Genomic DNA, 16,149 nt, shown 5'->3' on the forward strand with positions numbered 1-16,149 from the left:
ATTTTTAATTCTTGATAGCGGGGCTTCTTAAAACTTTTTGAAGCAATTGCTTTGCAAGCCCATTTAGCGGCTAACTTGATAGAGATCCTAGAGCAGCCTAAAACTTTAAACATCTCCTTAGTTCCTGAATTCTCCCTTATTCCTGGGTTTCGCGTGGACCACGTTTGTAAATAACCAGTCCATTTAAGAAATTACGCAAGATTTGATCACCACATTTTTTGAAATTCGGATGATCGTCTTTTCTGAAGATATCGCCCAATTCGCTTTTGGTTACCGTAAAATTAACCAGTTTGCAAATCTCTATAATCTGATCGCTATTCAAGGATAAGGCTACCCTTAGTTTTTTCATGATATCGTTATTGCTCATAATCGTATGGTTGGCAGCTTAAATAGTTCGTCGACCTTAAAAAGCCGCTTCTATTTTAACTTTCTTGTTCTTAATTTTTTCGTTGGCCAGTTTCTTGACCACTTTTGCCATTTGCGTTCTTTTGATGGCTACATAGGCCGCCTGGTCTTTCACTTCGATCAGCCCTACTTCCTCTTTTTGCAATCCGCCTTTTTTGAGCAACAGCCCAACAATATCAACCTTATTGACCTTGTCTTTTTTGCCGGCACTAATATACAAAGTTTGCCAGGCACTATCTTGTGGCATGGGGTAAGGACCTTTCAAATCGATAGTTTCTATTTCGGCACTTAGAAAAGGGTATTGCTCGTCGGGAGCCAAAATCAAATAGGCAGTTCCCTTGGCATTCATTCTGGCCGTGCGTCCGTTGCGGTGCACAAAAGCATCTTCGGTATGTGGCAATTGGTAGTGGATAATGTGCGCTACCTCAGGAATATCCAGGCCACGCGCAGCCAAATCAGTGGTAATCAAAATAAGATTGCTCCCATTCCTGAATTTGAGCAGGGCACGTTCACGCTCGTCTTGTTCCATGCCACCGTGAAAAATATCGTGGATCAGGTCTTTTTCAATGAGCAAATCGCTAATGCGGTCGACCGTTTCGCGGTGGTTGCAAAAAACCAGCATGGCTTCGTTTCCGATGCTACAGATGAGTTCGAACAAGGTTTCTAGCTTGTCCTCCGCTTTGCTTGCTACTTTTTTCAGCGTAACGGCTGGTACTATTTCGCTATGGGTTAAGAAATTGAGGGTAACGGGATTTTGCAAGCCCGTAAAATCCGGAATTTCTTCCATATTGGTAGCTGAAGTCAGGATGCGTTGTGTTAAAGAACGCAAGGCGCCAATGATATAGCCCATATCGGCCTGGAACCCAAACTCAAGCGCCTTGTCAAATTCGTCGAGCACCAATGTGGTGATGGTCGATTCGTCGAAATGCTGCGCATCGAGGTGAAAGGCAATCCGTCCGGGCGTACCAATTAAAACCGCGGGAGCTTCTTTTAAGCTGTTGAGCTCGGTTTTTACCTCGTGGCCTCCGTAGCAACAGGTTATTTTAAAACCCGATGCCATTTGCCTGAAAACCAATTCGATTTGCAAGGCCAGTTCTCTTGAGGGCACCAGAATAAGGCATTGGATGCCTTTCGCCTCTTTGTTAAGCCTATTGAGCACTGGCAACAAAAAAGCAAGGGTTTTTCCGGAACCAGTAGGTGCCAAAATAACAACATCACTTCCTTTTTGGCTGGCCACTATGGCCTGTTCCTGAATTTGGTTAAAGGAAGCAATTTTAAGGTTATCGAGCACCGACTGTGGAATCATGGTCCAAAGGTAGCTATTTTAGTCAATAGTCCTCAGTCTGTAGTCCAGAGTTCCAGGTTTAGCGGCTTGAAAGTTTCCAATCTTCCATTCTTTTGCCTTCCCTCCTTCTACCTTCGGCCCACCAACCCCTTTTCCATTTTTGCTTCCACATCTCCCTAAAAAACCTTATCTTGTTGATAACCAATTAAATGTTAGCAAATAAACAATATACCGTTAACTGCAATTTCACATGAAGCGCTTAAATTTAGGAAACCTGATTACGGGTTGTTAACCTTAACACCACAACGTATGAGCTGGAAAAAATTTAGTGGCGAAGTAATCCATTCGTCAATCTTAGAAGAAGTTGAACAAGCGATTATCAGAGAAACCGGAAACGGCTTCAAACTCAAAGTGTGCATCGGCACAGATTCGCAGGTTAAAGGCGCCATTACCGATTTTGCTACCGTCATTGTTTTGCTAAGGGAACACCATGGTGGCTTTATGTACATCAGCCAGGAAAAAACCACCCAAAAAATGGGTATCAAGGAAAGAATGCTGGTCGAAGTACAGAAATCAATCGAAACTGCCTATTCGGTTTGCGACTTGCTTGATGTGTACGACGTAGATTTGGAGGTGCATGCCGACATCAATACCAATCCGATGTTTAAATCCAACAAGGCTCTAAACGAGGCTATGGGCTACATTTTGAGCATGGGTTTTATTTTTAAAGCCAAACCCGAAGCCTTCGCCAGCTCGACCTGCGCCGATAAGATGGTACATTAGGCCCTAGTCAATAGTCTTTAGTCGATAGTCCATAGTAGAATTAGACTCTAGACTTGGAACTGACGACTTCAGACTGGCTACCATGATTTACTGACCACTTTTTGGGTGGGCACAGGAATTTCTGCCTCTTTTTCGTTAGCCATATGCTGCTTCAGCTTGGTGGCAAAATCTTGGGCATATTGAGCGGTTTGCGTTCGATATTCTTTCCATTGCCCTTCGTTTAGCTTGCCCGGATTTTCTTCCAACGGGACGGCTTTGGCCGTAGTGGCTACAAAGTTTCCATAGCGATCCCGCTGATAGGGAATAAAGCCAAAATCGCTTAGCCAAAAACGATACTTCCCTTCCTTCACCTCCGCATTAAAATTGTACAACACTTCGCCAGAGGGATGCGACACAACCAGCAGGGTTTTATTGATAACAAACTTGCCCTTCGCCAACACCGTACTATCTGTTCCTACGGACTGCAACTTTAGATTTTTTTGCTTTTTGAGATAGGCCTCTAACCTGCTTTTTAGCAAATCTTTGCTTGTGCCTTCCTGTTTCACCACCTCGTAATAAATGAATTTCCCATTTTCGTTAATAGCCAAGCCTTCGCTTTGCGCTATGGCCGCCCTGCAACTAAAGAAGAACAGGACTGTCAATAATATAATTTTCATAAGCTTTTGCACCTAAAAAACGCCGGACTTGCGCCCGACGTTGGTTTCAACACTAGAAAGCATAAACGGCCGCCAAAGAAAACTGCGAGGCATTTTTAGTCGCGGTTATGCCGTTTCGCCTTAAAAAGCCTTGCGAAAAGTCTTTATCGCTGTCTAAACGCACCTCAGGAATAAAGGTCAAGCCACCCGACTTGATATTGCCCGACAAGGTAAACGAAGCTACCGCGGCATCTTTGGCACCGGCTACGCCTTTATAGTTAAAATATTCGGCCCTTAGCCCCAAAGCCACAGCCTTGGCAAACGCATATTGCGGATATAGGGCAACTCCCGCATAACCTCCATTGTTGTTCGAAATGGTGTAATTGGCAGCGTTTAGGCCCAATTTAAACTGATCGGTAATTTGATAAGCCGTGGTCAGATCGAAAATAGTGCCCGTGCCCGCCACGCCTGCCGAACGGCCCGAAAGAAAATTGAGGTAAGCCGTCCAACCCGAAACCGGGCTCAGGGTGAGTTGCGCGCCAATGTGCGATACGCCATTAAAATCCTGATATACATTCCAATCGTTGAACAAGCCGGCCATTAGGCTTACTTTATCCGAAAACGTATAGCTGGCTTTGATGCCCGCATTCTGAAACGGCCCTGAACCAAAGAGGTAAGAAGTAGAATAGTTGAAATTAGCCGCGGGCGAGATGACTTCGTAGCCGATAAAAGTGCCCATGTAGCCCGCAGTGACATTAAATTTGTCGGTAAAGGCATAACTAATGTAAAGGTTCTGGATGTGGAAGCTATTGGTCTTTTCATCGTAGGTACCCGCCGCATTGGGGACAGACTGCGATTGGCCTCGAGGCCCGAAAGACAGTTCGCCCACAAAAGAGGCTTTGCCGGTTGCCTTTTTCAGCGCCAGGTCTATCATTCCCAGCGAAACGGAATTCTGTTCGTTGGCAAAATAGGTTTTGATATTGCTTGCCTTATTGAGGTCGTACTTGTAATAGGTATCTACTGATCCGGAAATCTGTAAGGGAGAACCCGATGATTCTTGGGCATAAGCAGCGGCAGTAAATCCTAAGGCGGTAAAGGTAGATAGTAGAGATTTAATTTTCATAATTTTAGGTTTGAGGTTTATTTTAATCCATTATCTGACGACTTAAAAGGCAATAGCCGGACTATCCACATCAAAATGTGGTTCAATTTTGCAGATAGCCCAAAATATTTGGTTTGATTTACCTAGTTGTTTGCCACTTCTTTTCCCGCAACGATCAAAGTGCCTTGGCTATATTTTTCATCGTGCTGCGAGGCATCCAACCCCACCTCTTCTTCGGCTTCGCTTACGCGGATCGGCTGAATGAGGTTAACCAGCTTGAAGATCACAAACGACACCACAAAGCTGAAGATAATTACAATGAGCGCTCCTTTTAACTGGATAAAGAAGAACTCCGCATTGCCATAAAGCAAGCCATCGGCACCAGCGCTGTTTACGGTTTTGGTGGCAAAAACTCCTGTCAGCAACATGCCTACAATACCCCCAACACCATGGCAAGGAAAAACATCCAAGGTATCGTCTAAGCTGGTTTTTTGTTTCCACGAAACCACCAGATTAGACACTACCGCAGCAGCCACACCAATAAAAATACTCGATGGAATGCTGACAAAGCCCGCTCCCGGCGTAATGGCCACCAAGCCCACCACGGCACCAATGCAAAAGCCCAATACCGAAGGCTTTTTACCTCGGGCAACATCAAAAAACATCCACGACAAGCCCGCTGCGCCAGCCGCTGTATTGGTGGTTAAAAATGCCGAAACCGCCAAAGCATTTGCACTTAAGGCCGAACCTGCGTTAAAGCCGAACCAGCCAAACCATAACAAACCTGTACCGATTAACACATAAGGAATATTGGCTGGCGGCACTTCTTTATGTTCCAAGTGCGATTTTCTTCTTTTGAGCACCAAAGCTCCGGCCAAAGCGGCCATACCTGCCGAGATATGCACTACGGTTCCGCCGGCAAAGTCGAGCACGCCCATTTTGAGCAAAAAGCCATTTGGCGACCATGTCCAGTGGGCCAATGGCGAATATACAAAAAGCGCGAACAATACAATAAACAGGATGTACGAAGTAAAACGGATACGCTCAGCAACGGCGCCTACCACAAGTCCGGGCGTAATGATGGCAAACATCAATTGAAAAACCGCAAACAGCGAAAGCGGAATAGTTCCCCAGGCAGGCCCGGAATTTACGCCCTGAAAAAACAAAAATGTTTTGGGATCCCCGATAAAGCCACCAATACTGGTACCAAAAGCCAGGCTAAAACCTACCACTACCCAAAGCACGGTAATTACTCCCGCGGCTACTACGCTTTTGATCATGGTTGAAAGTACATTTTTGCGATGCACCATGCCACCGTAGAAGAATGCCAAGCCTGGCGTCATTAAAAACACCAGCGCGGCGGCAACCAATATAAATGCAACATCAGCCGCATTATATTTTCCTTCGTCGAAGTTAGGAAGCAAGGGCACAAAAAGAGATAAAACTGCAATTAAAATTAAAATCGCGAATGGAGCCCACTGTTTAAATAGAATTTTTGCCATAAATTTTCAATTTTTCTGTTTATTTTTTGATAATTACCTAAAATTAACCATAAAATTTTTAAAAACATGAAAAAATAATTTATAAACACAATAAAAAATATACTTAAAAATAAAAATATATCGAATAAATATAAATTTTTATCATTTTTAATAGTAAATTTTTATAAAACACTAAATTTTAAAACAAAAAATATATAATTTTTTATACTTTTTATAAAAATCACAAAAACCAATATCAAAAAAGTTAATCGTATCTTTATTTTATCATGAAATCATATCAATTGACTTTTAAACAACGGTTTCCGATTTCACTGGAAAATGCCTGGGACTTCTTTTCATCGCCGATGAACCTGGCCCAGATTACGCCAAGCGATATGGCGTTTATCGTAACCTCCAAACAGGATCCGGACGAAAAAATGTATGCGGGAATGATTATCACCTATAAGGTATCGCCACTATTGGGCATTAAGCTCAACTGGATGACCGAGATTACCCAAGTAGCACAGGAGAAGTACTTTATAGACGAGCAACGTTTTGGACCTTTTAAGTTCTGGCACCACCAGCACCACTTCAGGGCCATACCCAACGGCGTTGAAATGACCGACATTTTAACCTATGGCTTACCCCTTGGTATTTTTGGACAAATGGCGCATGGTCTTTTTGTAAGGAAGAGGTTAAAAGAGATTTTCGATTTCAGGAAAGCAAAAACGACGGAACTTTTTGGAGTGATGGCTTAAGCAAAACACCAGCCATCACCCCTTATTAAACAGCCACAGATCTACAGGTTAGCCTTAAAACGAAGTTACCTAACAATAAAAATCTGCCAATCTATGGCCAACTTCAGCAAACTTTTAACCACTAGCCGATTCACTACTTTTTTGCCACAGATTGACAGATTAGGTCAAACATAAAACGCTACAAAAGAAATCCGTTAATCTGTGGCCAACCTTAACAGACCTATAACCACAAGCCGACTCACTCCTTTTTTGCCACAGCTTGACAGATTAAGCTTAAAACCAACAGATATGGCAACAAAAATCTGTTAATCTATTTCACTTAGCCTAGTTATCAAAAACCAAAGATTTGAGGGCTACTTAATGAAAAAACATAGCTTCGTTTACATCTTCGAGCTTACCCTTTGGCGTTTTGCATTGCAATTGCAAGGTATAACCTCCACCACCCTCAACAAAAAGCAACTCAAAAGGGTGATAGCCTTTTTCGAGCGCAATCTGAGCCGATTTCTCTACCGACGAATGCATGCCGTCGTTATCGATCAATGTTTTATTGCCTATTTTGAGCACACTTCCATCATCAGAACGCAGGGCAAATGAATATACGCCCGTTTCTGCCGCATAAAAATAGCCTACATGGCGCGTGGCAAAACTCGGAGCCGTTTGGCCAACCGGGATTTCGATCGCCTTCGTCGTTTTCTCGGCAGCCAAATCTTTTTCGTTAATCGCCTTAGTGTTTTTATAAAAGACTGGATAATAATAAAAGCGAAGGCCCTTTTGCAGGCTGCTTACATTTTCCGGCTTCAAATAGGCCTGTTTTTCATAATCGATGGCATAAATATCGCCACGATAGCCACTTTTGCTAAATCCCGCAACGTTAAAGTGGGTTGAAGTTTTGACCAGCAGCTGGTCGGGCAAAATTTTAGACGATTGGTTGGGCACTGTACCATCAGTTGTATAACGAACCAGCATATCGGCAAAAGGCTTCTGGGCTGACAGGTAAGCACTATCAACAAAAACACTTTTTTCGGTAAAACCTAAAATGTCGGGCATCCTGTAATTGATATGCATCGCATCTAATAGTTTAGTCTGGGTCTGCAAACGGGTATTAAAATTTGTCCAATCGGCATCGGCTGTGCCCCAACCTACTTCGGCCAAGGCCAGCATCCTTGGAAAAATCATATATTCCAACCTGTTTTCCGTCGGGATATATTCTGTCCAGATATTCGCCTGTACGCCAATTACATTTTCACGTTCTTTGGCATCTAGACCAAAGGCCAGGGGATTAAACCCGTATAAAGTTTTGATGGTTCCGTTGTCTTGCTTGTAATCGAAATAACAATAGGCCGACGGGGTCATGATTACGCGGTTGCCTTTGGCCGCTGCGATTTTCGGGGCATCTTTCACCCACGAACGCCAGTACATTACCGTTGCGGTTGAAGACACGCCTCCCTCGAGGATTTCGTCCCAGCCAATGAGTTTCTTGCCTTTGCTGTTAAAGAACTTTTCCATCCGGCGCACAAAATAACTCTGCAGTTCATCAACGCTCTTCAGTCCTTCTCTTTTCATCAACTCTTCGCATTCGGGCAAATGCTTCCAGCTTTCCTTTTCTACTTCGTCGGCACCCAAATGGATGTAACGGCTCGGAAACAAAGCGGCTATTTCCGAGAATACATTTTCGGCAAACTCAAAAGTAGTTTCCTTGCAGGGACATAAAGGCTCGCTAAAGTTTTTGGCCATGCCACTTTTGCCCTGCGTGGTTAGCCAAGGCATGAGCTGGGTAGCGGCCATCATGTGGCCAGGCATGTCTATTTCTGGGATAATTTCAATTCCTCTATCCAAGGCATAGGCAATCAGCGCACGCATTTCTTCCTGCGTATAAAAACCGCCATACATTCTTTTGCCATCGATGGTTTTGAAATGTTTTTCGGGCAAGGCAAAATCAGGATTGGTTTTGGCCAGCTCCAAACAAGCAGAATCCTGGTTGTTCAGGGTGCGCCAAGCTCCTTTTGCGGTAAGTTCCGGATATTTCTTGATTTCGATGCGCCAGCCTTGATCATCGGTAAGGTGCAGGTGAAATTTGTTGAACTTATAATAAGCCATCCTGTCGATCATTTTGCGCAGGTAAGGCAAGTCGAAAAAATGGCGCGACACATCCAAGTGTATCCCCCGCCAGGCAAACCGAGGCTGATCTTCTATCGCTACGCAAGGCACTTTGATTGTTTTGCCACTACTGGCAAAAGCTTCTGTTCCGATAAGCTGTTTGAGGCTCGATATGGCCCAAAAGGCACCCGGCAAACCAGCAACCCGTATTTCTATTTGTTTTTGGTTAACGGTTAACCGATAGCCTTCTTCGGCTGTAATGGTAGCATCCTTATGCAACACGATAGCATTTGCTTGTGTGCTTTTGGTTTTGATGGCACCTGCAATGGCCTTGAGTTCGTTCAGCGCAGGCATCAGGTCGGCACCGCCTTTGGCTATTGTAATTTTTGTTGAACCGCTCCATGCAAAACTTCCCGGAGCACTGGTTATTTTTACAGGTTTAGGGATAATGGCATATGGCGCCGATTGTTGAGCCGCTACCAATTTAACACACAGCAGCAACGCGATAAAAAATTTTATCTTCATTTTAGATAGGATAAGATGTTTTTAGATATAGCCTACAAGCCGAACTTCGACCCCTGCACCACGCCCCTGCGTTCGATTTCCTTATCCATATAGGTTTGGATAGCCGATTTTTTAAGCCCCCAATTTGGTGCAATCAACAATTCCCAATCGGAAATACCGAAGAGCCGCTGTACCACTATATCCGGTCTTAATAAAGGTAGGAATTCACACAACAAATCGGTATATTCTTCCAAAGAAAAAAGCTTAAAAGGATTTCTTTTGTACTTAACGCCCATGATAGAGCCTTCAACGATATGCAGGTGGTGGAACTTGATGAACTTGATCTGCGGAAAACGGTTAACCTCGTGGATATAGCCCTCCATCATTTCGCGGGTTTCCCACGGAAAGCCAAAAATGGTATGCACACAAAGGTTAAGCTTGCTGTTTTGCACCAGGTTTACGGCATCCACAAACTCCTGGTGGCTACAGCCCCGGTTGATTTGGGTTAAGGTTTCGTCGTAAATGGATTCCATACCCATTTCCAGGTCAACATCATAACGATCGGTATAGCTTTCGAGCAACTTGATTTTTTCGGCATCGATGCAATCGGGTCTTGTGCCTACGGCAAAGCCTACCACATCGTTTGTGTTGACAGAAAGCGCCTCGTCATACATCATTTTGAGGTAATGTGCCGGTGCATAGGTATTGGTATTGGGCTGAAAATAGATGATGAATTTCTCGGCACGATAAGAATTACGTGCTCTTTCGATGCCCTGTTCTACCTGTTCCCTTATGGTAGGCAACTTCCGCGAAAGTTCGGGCGTAAAGGAATCGACATTGCAATAGGTACAGCCACCGAAGCCCTTGCTGCCATCGCGATTGGGACAGGTAAAGCCACCATCAACAATGACCTTGAACACACGCTGGCCATTGTATTTTTCGCGCAGGTGCGTGCCGTAATTGTTGTAGCTTTTAAAACCTAGATCTAATGCTGTGCCCATTGAGGTACAAAGGTACGGAATTAGTTGCGGAATGCGTAGCGCGTACGGCGTATTGCGTCATGTGCATGGAGTAATGCGATAAGCGTAGCGCGTATTGGGTTTGGCGTACGGGGATTGGCGTATGGCGCAAAGCGTACGATTGAAGAACACTTGCGAAGTTTTGAAAACTTCGCAAGTGTTTTCGCTATTAATCAGCGCCGGCGTTCTTATTTCTATTAATGTAAAAATAGACAGGAACACCCAATAAAACTATTAAAAGCCCAGGCCAAGTATATTGTTGCTTATAAATCAAGAGCAAAATACAGAATGCGGCACCAATCAATAAATAAACAATCGGTGTAATCGGATATAACCAAGTTTTGTAAGACCGCTCCAAATTAGGCTGTTTAATTCTTAAATAGATAACGCCAAAAACGGTAATCATATAAAATAGCACGATAACAAAAGAAATCATATCTAAAAGATTACCGTATTGTCCGCTTAGGCATAACACTGATGCCCAAACTCCCTGCATCCAAAGTGATTTCTCAGGAACGCCATTTTTATTGTTGTCTAGCGCCGACTTAAAGAACATCCCGTCTTTTGCCATGGTTTGGAATACCCGTGCACCTGCAAGCACAATTCCATTGACACAGCCAAAAGTGGAAATCATCACGAGTATAGCCATTACAATCGTTCCAATTCCATTACCGAAAATCTGCTCTGAAACTACCACAGCAACCCTGTCGTTAGGGGCAAAAGCGATACCATCTCTGCTTAAAGTATTGAGGTATACGAAATTCACCAATAAATAGAGGATCATAACTACCGAAGTGCCCAAAACCATAGAGCGCACTACATTTTTCTTTGGATTTTCAATTTCTCCCGAAACAAATGTTACGTTTTCCCAAGCCACGCTAGAGAATACCGAACCAACCATAGCCGCAGCAATCCCTCCCATGATTGTCATTCCAGAAATAGATTCCCATCCAGCTTTCAAGAAGCTTCCGCCTGAATCTGTTTTCAAGTTATTGAAAGCACTCCATCCCAAGCTCATGTTCTCTGTCCAGAAATTGCTTTTAACCAAAAGAAAACCCAAAATGATCAAACCAATCAAGGCCACAATTTTCGATCCAGTAAAAATATTTTGCAACCATTTCCCACTCTCAACGCCTTTTGTATTGATATAGGTTAAAAGCAAAATAACAGCGATAGCCAAAATCTGTATCCAAGTAATTTTATAGCTTCCACTTTGAAAAATTGGAGCGGCGTCATTTAAAGCTGGCACGAGATAAGCCGTAAATTTACCAAAGGCGACCGCCACAGCGGCAATAGTGCCGGTTTGGATCACGGTAAACAAGCCCCAACCGTAGAGAAACCCCATCATTTTACCGAAAATCTCTTTCAGATAAGTATATTGTCCTCCTGCCTTGGGAAACATCGAAGAAAGTTCTCCGTAGGAAATTGCAGCCGCGATTGTCATTACTCCGGTAATCAACCAAACCACAATGAGCCAATAGCCAGAACCTAGATTCCGCATGATATCGGCACTTACGATAAAAATACCGCTTCCGATCATTGAGCCCATTACGAGCATAGCCCCATCAAAAAGCCCGAGTTTCTTCTTCAGAGGACCTTCTTCCCTTTGTTTTTCCATGTTCAGTTTTTAGTTTGTTTTGGTTTAAGTTTAGCTTATATTGGGCTAATATATATAAAAAACACATAATCGGCCAACGATGTATTTAGTTGTCAAACCGCAATCGGAAAATGTTGACAATCATTTTCATAAAAATTTGGTTATTAGCTAAACACGATTATTTTTGTGACCCTTGTATTATTTTTATTTCACAACTAAACAACCAAATTATAAATTAAACTATGGATTTTTTACAAAACAATTTAATCTATGCTATTCCACTTTTGGGCGTCATTGGCATCCTGGTGATGGCGGTTAAGAGCGCATGGGTAAGCAAGCAGGATGCAGGAGACTCCAACATGCAGGAACTTGCCGGACACATTGCCAATGGCGCCATGGCCTTTTTAAAGGCAGAATGGAAAATTCTGAGCTTTTTTGTACTCATTGCAGGCTGTCTTTTGGCCTATTCGGGTTCTGTTCAAGAAATCAATGGCCGTCCGATGCACTCGAGCTGGATCATTGCCATTGCCTTTGTAATCGGCGCCGTTTTCTCGGCCTTGGCGGGTTATATCGGTATGAAAGCCGCTACCAAAGCCAACGTTCGTACTACACAGGCGGCCAGAACCAGTTTAAAGCAAGCCTTGAAAGTAAGTTTCACAGGTGGTACCGTAATGGGCTTAGGCGTTGCCGGCCTCGCTATCTTGGGATTAGGTAGTTTATTTATTGTTTTCTTGGCCATGTTTAAGGTAATTGGTCCCGATGGCATCGATACCATCCACATGAAAACCGCCATTGAAGTATTAACCGGTTTCTCTCTAGGTGCCGAATCGATTGCCTTGTTTGCCAGGGTTGGTGGCGGTATTTACACCAAAGCGGCCGATGTGGGTGCCGACTTAGTGGGCAAGGTTGAAGCTGGCATTCCTGAAGACGACGTACGTAACCCTGCTACCATTGCCGACAACGTAGGCGATAACGTGGGCGACGTTGCAGGTATGGGCGCCGATTTGTTCGGTTCTTACGTAGCTACTATCCTAGCCACCATGGTATTGGGCCAAGAGATTACCGTTACTGATAAATTTGGCGGTATGTCGCCTATCCTATTGCCAATGGTAATTTGTGGCTTGGGCATTATCTTTTCAATTATCGGCACCTGGTTCGTGACCATTAAAGACGAAAAATCTAACGTTCAGAGCGCCTTGAATTTGGGCAACTGGTCGTCCATTATCATTACTGCGATCGCTTCCTTCTTCATCGTGAACTGGATGCTTCCAGAAACTTTGGTTTTGCGCGGTTATCAGTTTTCGAGCATTAACGTATTTTATGCCATTACCGTAGGTTTGGTAGTTGGCGCCATTATGAGCTTTGTAACCGAGTACTACACGGCGATGGGCAAAGGTCCGGTAAATTCGATCATTCAACAATCGTCAACCGGACACGCCACCAACATTATTGGGGGTTTATCCGTAGGGATGAAATCGACAGTTATTCCAATTTTGGTATTGGCTGGCGGTATCATGGCCTCTTATTATTTTGCAGGCTTATATGGCGTGGCTATTGCCGCCGCTGGTATGATGGCTACAACGGCTATGCAATTGGCTATTGATGCTTTTGGCCCGATTGCCGATAACGCAGGCGGTATTGCCGAAATGAGTCAATTGCCACCCGAAGTACGTGAGCGTACCGACAATTTAGATGCGGTGGGCAATACTACGGCAGCGACCGGAAAAGGTTTCGCCATTGCTTCGGCAGCTTTAACTTCATTGGCTCTATTTGCGGCTTTCGTAGGGATTGCCGGTATTTCGGCCATCGACATCTACAAAGCACCTGTATTAGCTGGTTTGTTTGTGGGTGGCATGATTCCTTTTATCTTCTCAGCCCTGTGTATTCAGGCGGTAGGTAAAGCGGCTATGGACATGGTACAGGAGGTTCGCCGCCAGTTCCGCGAAATCCCTGGCATTATGGAATATAAAGCCAAACCAGAGTACGAAAAATGCGTGGCCATTTCCACAAAGGCTTCTATCCGCGAAATGCTATTGCCTGGTGCCATTGCCTTGATTACTCCAATAATTGTAGGTTTTGCATTTGGCCCAGAAGTATTGGGAGGCTTATTGGCCGGTGTTACCGTAGCGGGTGTGTTAATGGGTATTTTCCAATCGAACGCTGGTGGAGCCTGGGACAATGCCAAAAAATCTTTCGAAAAAGGCGTTGAAATCAACGGCGAAACCTATTATAAAAAATCGGAACCGCACAAAGCTTCGGTAACAGGCGATACGGTCGGCGATCCATTTAAGGATACTTCAGGTCCATCAATGAACATTTTGATCAAGCTGATGTCTATCGTTTCTTTAGTAATTGCACCCTATATTGTTGGCATAACGCCACCCGGAATGACTGCGTCGATCAACACAACTACCAAGGAAGCGCAGCTAACAAAGAGCGTAGCTGCTTCGGGTAGTGAAAAGCTTGCCACTATCAAAAATAGCACTAACGTAACAACACATCATTAATATTACCAAATAAAGGGGGTTTTGAAGAAAAATCCCCTTTAATTTTACATTATTTTTATTTAGGTTTGAACCTTTAATAAACTGAAAAACTTATTGAAACACTTTAACTAAACTTAAACTATGAATTTTAGAAAGTCAATCGACTTACTTACAAAAGAGGCGGAGGAAAGTGGAGAAGGCACGCTGAAGCGGACCCTGGGGCCGGTTAACCTGGTAGCCTTGGGTATCGGTGCCATTATCGGTGCAGGTCTCTTTTCCATCACCGGTTCTGCCGCTGCTAACAACGCAGGTCCGGCGATTACCATTTCATTTATTATTGCGGCTATCGGCTGTGCTTTTGCTGGTTTATGTTATGCAGAATTTGCATCGATGATTCCGGTTGCGGGTAGTGCCTATACCTATTCTTATGCCACCATGGGCGAGTTTATCGCTTGGATCATTGGCTGGGATTTGGTATTGGAATACGCCGTAGGTGCAGCTACTGTATCCATCAGCTGGAGCCGTTACCTGGTCAAGTTCCTGCAGTATTTCGACATACACCTGCCCGCGCAGATGGTAATGTCGCCGTTTGATACCGCTACCTTGGCCGATGGTTCAATCGTATCGGGTGTCATCAACCTGCCTGCGGTATTCATTGTGGTATTGATGTCTTTGATTTTGATCAAAGGAACCAAAGAATCAGCCATCATCAATGGTTTAATTGTAGCCATTAAAGTAGTTATCGTAATGATTTTCATCTTCTTGGGATGGAAATACATCAACACCGAAAACTTTACACCTTATATCCCTAACAACACCGGCAAATTTGGCGAGTACGGCATCTCTGGTATCATCAGGGCGGCTGGTATCGTATTCTTCGCCTATATTGGTTTCGATGCGGTATCTACTGCAGCTCAAGAAGCCAAAAACCCGAAGAAAGACATGCCTATCGGTATCTTGGTATCGTTGTTTATCTGTACCATCCTTTACATCTTATTTGCCCACGTAATGACCGGCGTAGCCAACTACGAGTTGTTTAAAGGTCAAGACGGTATTGCTCCGGTAGCTGTAGCGATCGACAACATGGGTGTTAAAAATGCGGCTGGCGTTGTTGCTCCTGCTTATCCTTGGTTAAACAAAGCGATCATCCTGGCTATCTTGGGCGGTTACGCTTCGGTAATCCTGGTGATGTTGATGGGCCAATCGAGGGTATTCTTCTCGATGAGTAAAGACGGCTTGTTGCCAAAGGTATTCTCAAGCGTACATCCTAAATTCAGCACACCTGCCAAAAGCAACTTGTTGTTTATGGTGTTTGTGAGCTTGTTTGCGGCTTTCGTTCCTGCACGTGTGGTAGGCGAAATGACCAGTATCGGAACATTGTTTGCCTTTATCTTGGTGTGTATCGGCATCATGATCTTAAGAAAACGCATGCCAGATTTGCCAAGAGCATTCAAAGTGCCATTGGTGCCTTTGGTGCCTATTTTAGGCGTATTGGTATGTTTAGGTATGATGGTGTTCTTGCCATTGGATACTTGGGTACGTTTATTGGTATGGATGATTATCGGTATCAACGTTTATTTGTTCTATGGTATTAAGCACAGTGCCCTTTCAGATAACCTGAAAGCCACCATGATCAAGAGCAGCAAAACCGTTTCTTATGTAGGTTTGATATTGGCCGCGCTACTTATTGTGGTAGCCATTTTACACCACCACCTCTCGCTAGAAGCGATGCAAGTTGACGCCACTGCCACTGCAGATGTGGGTTTATACTACTTCTCATTGGGCTTTGCCATCCTGCACGTCATTATTTATGGCTACAGAATAGCTACCGTAAATAATGTAGAACCTAGATAGTTTTACAAAACATCATAAGAAAGCCCCGGTAATTTATCGGGGCTTTTTTGTTTTAATCCCATAGGCGCACTTGACTATTTTACCATCTAAGGCATATCAGTTTATTTAAGTTTTGTTCTTATATGGCCTAAATATCTTTTATG

12 protein-coding genes are annotated in these 16,149 nt (G+C 43.9%); 4 read left to right on the top strand and 8 right to left on the bottom strand.

All coding sequences use genetic code 11. From position 1 onward, the window contains the following. Nucleotides 1–136: 136 nt before the first annotated feature. A complete protein-coding gene (locus VRU48_RS09960) occupies nucleotides 137–367 on the bottom strand; it encodes a DUF1456 family protein (RefSeq protein WP_330107790.1) in 231 nt (76 codons plus the stop codon). Nucleotides 368–403: 36 nt separating this feature from the next. Then, nucleotides 404–1,711 carry a DEAD/DEAH box helicase gene (locus VRU48_RS09965; RefSeq protein WP_330107791.1) on the bottom strand — a complete coding sequence of 436 codons (1,308 nt, stop codon included), beginning with the start codon at nucleotides 1,709–1,711 and terminating at the stop codon, nucleotides 404–406. Between the two features lie 288 nt (nucleotides 1,712–1,999). Between VRU48_RS09965 and VRU48_RS09970 the strand changes: the two genes are divergently transcribed. Beyond that, complete coding sequence (locus VRU48_RS09970; RefSeq protein WP_330107792.1) at nucleotides 2,000–2,473, top strand: ribonuclease H-like YkuK family protein; 474 nt, start codon at nucleotides 2,000–2,002, stop codon at nucleotides 2,471–2,473. A 77-nt stretch (nucleotides 2,474–2,550) separates the two neighbouring features. Here VRU48_RS09970 and VRU48_RS09975 read toward each other — a convergent pair whose 3' ends face one another. The 3 genes from VRU48_RS09975 to VRU48_RS09985 form a co-directional block, all read right to left on the bottom strand. Beyond that, nucleotides 2,551–3,129, bottom strand: a complete 579-nt coding sequence (locus VRU48_RS09975) for a DUF4468 domain-containing protein (protein ID WP_330107793.1) — start codon at nucleotides 3,127–3,129, stop codon at nucleotides 2,551–2,553. 52 nt (nucleotides 3,130–3,181) lie between these two features. Beyond that, nucleotides 3,182–4,231, bottom strand: a complete 1,050-nt coding sequence (locus tag VRU48_RS09980; protein WP_330107794.1) for a porin — start codon at nucleotides 4,229–4,231, stop codon at nucleotides 3,182–3,184. Nucleotides 4,232–4,353: 122 nt separating this feature from the next. Then, complete coding sequence (locus VRU48_RS09985) at nucleotides 4,354–5,712, bottom strand: ammonium transporter (protein WP_330107795.1); 1,359 nt, start codon at nucleotides 5,710–5,712, stop codon at nucleotides 4,354–4,356. 266 nt (nucleotides 5,713–5,978) lie between these two features. Here VRU48_RS09985 and VRU48_RS09990 point away from each other — a divergent pair, with 266 nt between their 5' ends. Further along, nucleotides 5,979–6,449 (top strand): SRPBCC family protein, encoded by a 471-nt coding sequence (locus VRU48_RS09990; RefSeq protein ID WP_330107796.1) that lies wholly within the window; start codon nucleotides 5,979–5,981, stop codon nucleotides 6,447–6,449. A gap of 357 nt (nucleotides 6,450–6,806) precedes the next feature. Here the strand turns inward: VRU48_RS09990 and VRU48_RS09995 are convergent, their stop codons facing one another. From VRU48_RS09995 to VRU48_RS10005, 3 genes are all read right to left on the bottom strand, one after another. Next, nucleotides 6,807–9,071 carry a family 20 glycosylhydrolase gene (locus VRU48_RS09995; protein ID WP_330107797.1) on the bottom strand — a complete coding sequence of 755 codons (2,265 nt, stop codon included), beginning with the start codon at nucleotides 9,069–9,071 and terminating at the stop codon, nucleotides 6,807–6,809. Between the two features lie 32 nt (nucleotides 9,072–9,103). Further along, nucleotides 9,104–10,051 carry a tRNA modification radical SAM protein MnmL/YtqA gene (gene mnmL / locus VRU48_RS10000; RefSeq protein WP_330107798.1) on the bottom strand — a complete coding sequence of 316 codons (948 nt, stop codon included), beginning with the start codon at nucleotides 10,049–10,051 and terminating at the stop codon, nucleotides 9,104–9,106. Nucleotides 10,052–10,238: 187 nt separating this feature from the next. Further along, complete coding sequence (locus tag VRU48_RS10005) at nucleotides 10,239–11,687, bottom strand: APC family permease (protein WP_330107799.1); 1,449 nt, start codon at nucleotides 11,685–11,687, stop codon at nucleotides 10,239–10,241. Nucleotides 11,688–11,908: 221 nt separating this feature from the next. On the opposite strand from VRU48_RS10005, the gene VRU48_RS10010 reads away from it, so the two are divergent. Both VRU48_RS10010 and VRU48_RS10015 read left to right on the top strand, forming a co-directional pair. After that, complete coding sequence (locus tag VRU48_RS10010) at nucleotides 11,909–14,173, top strand: sodium-translocating pyrophosphatase (protein ID WP_330107800.1); 2,265 nt, start codon at nucleotides 11,909–11,911, stop codon at nucleotides 14,171–14,173. A 120-nt stretch (nucleotides 14,174–14,293) separates the two neighbouring features. Then, complete coding sequence (locus VRU48_RS10015) at nucleotides 14,294–16,006, top strand: amino acid permease (RefSeq protein ID WP_330107801.1); 1,713 nt, start codon at nucleotides 14,294–14,296, stop codon at nucleotides 16,004–16,006. Nucleotides 16,007–16,149: the final 143 nt, after the last annotated feature.

The organism is Pedobacter albus, assembly GCF_036324255.1.
GTDB classification, from domain to species: Bacteria; Bacteroidota; Bacteroidia; order Sphingobacteriales; family Sphingobacteriaceae; genus Pedobacter; species Pedobacter albus.

Coding starts and splice junctions, on each gene's coding strand:
- VRU48_RS09970 (WP_330107792.1), top strand. CDS start 2,000: ATGAGCTGGAAAAAATTTAGTGGCGAAGTAATCCATTCGTCAATCTTA.
- VRU48_RS10005 (WP_330107799.1), bottom strand. CDS start 11,687: ATGGAAAAACAAAGGGAAGAAGGTCCTCTGAAGAAGAAACTCGGGCTT.
- mnmL (WP_330107798.1), bottom strand. CDS start 10,051: ATGGGCACAGCATTAGATCTAGGTTTTAAAAGCTACAACAATTACGGC.
- VRU48_RS09980 (WP_330107794.1), bottom strand. CDS start 4,231: ATGAAAATTAAATCTCTACTATCTACCTTTACCGCCTTAGGATTTACT.
- VRU48_RS09990 (WP_330107796.1), top strand. CDS start 5,979: ATGAAATCATATCAATTGACTTTTAAACAACGGTTTCCGATTTCACTG.
- VRU48_RS09975 (WP_330107793.1), bottom strand. CDS start 3,129: ATGAAAATTATATTATTGACAGTCCTGTTCTTCTTTAGTTGCAGGGCG.
- VRU48_RS10010 (WP_330107800.1), top strand. CDS start 11,909: ATGGATTTTTTACAAAACAATTTAATCTATGCTATTCCACTTTTGGGC.
- VRU48_RS09960 (WP_330107790.1), bottom strand. CDS start 367: ATGAGCAATAACGATATCATGAAAAAACTAAGGGTAGCCTTATCCTTG.
- VRU48_RS10015 (WP_330107801.1), top strand. CDS start 14,294: ATGAATTTTAGAAAGTCAATCGACTTACTTACAAAAGAGGCGGAGGAA.
- VRU48_RS09995 (WP_330107797.1), bottom strand. CDS start 9,071: ATGAAGATAAAATTTTTTATCGCGTTGCTGCTGTGTGTTAAATTGGTA.
- VRU48_RS09985 (WP_330107795.1), bottom strand. CDS start 5,712: ATGGCAAAAATTCTATTTAAACAGTGGGCTCCATTCGCGATTTTAATT.
- VRU48_RS09965 (WP_330107791.1), bottom strand. CDS start 1,711: ATGATTCCACAGTCGGTGCTCGATAACCTTAAAATTGCTTCCTTTAAC.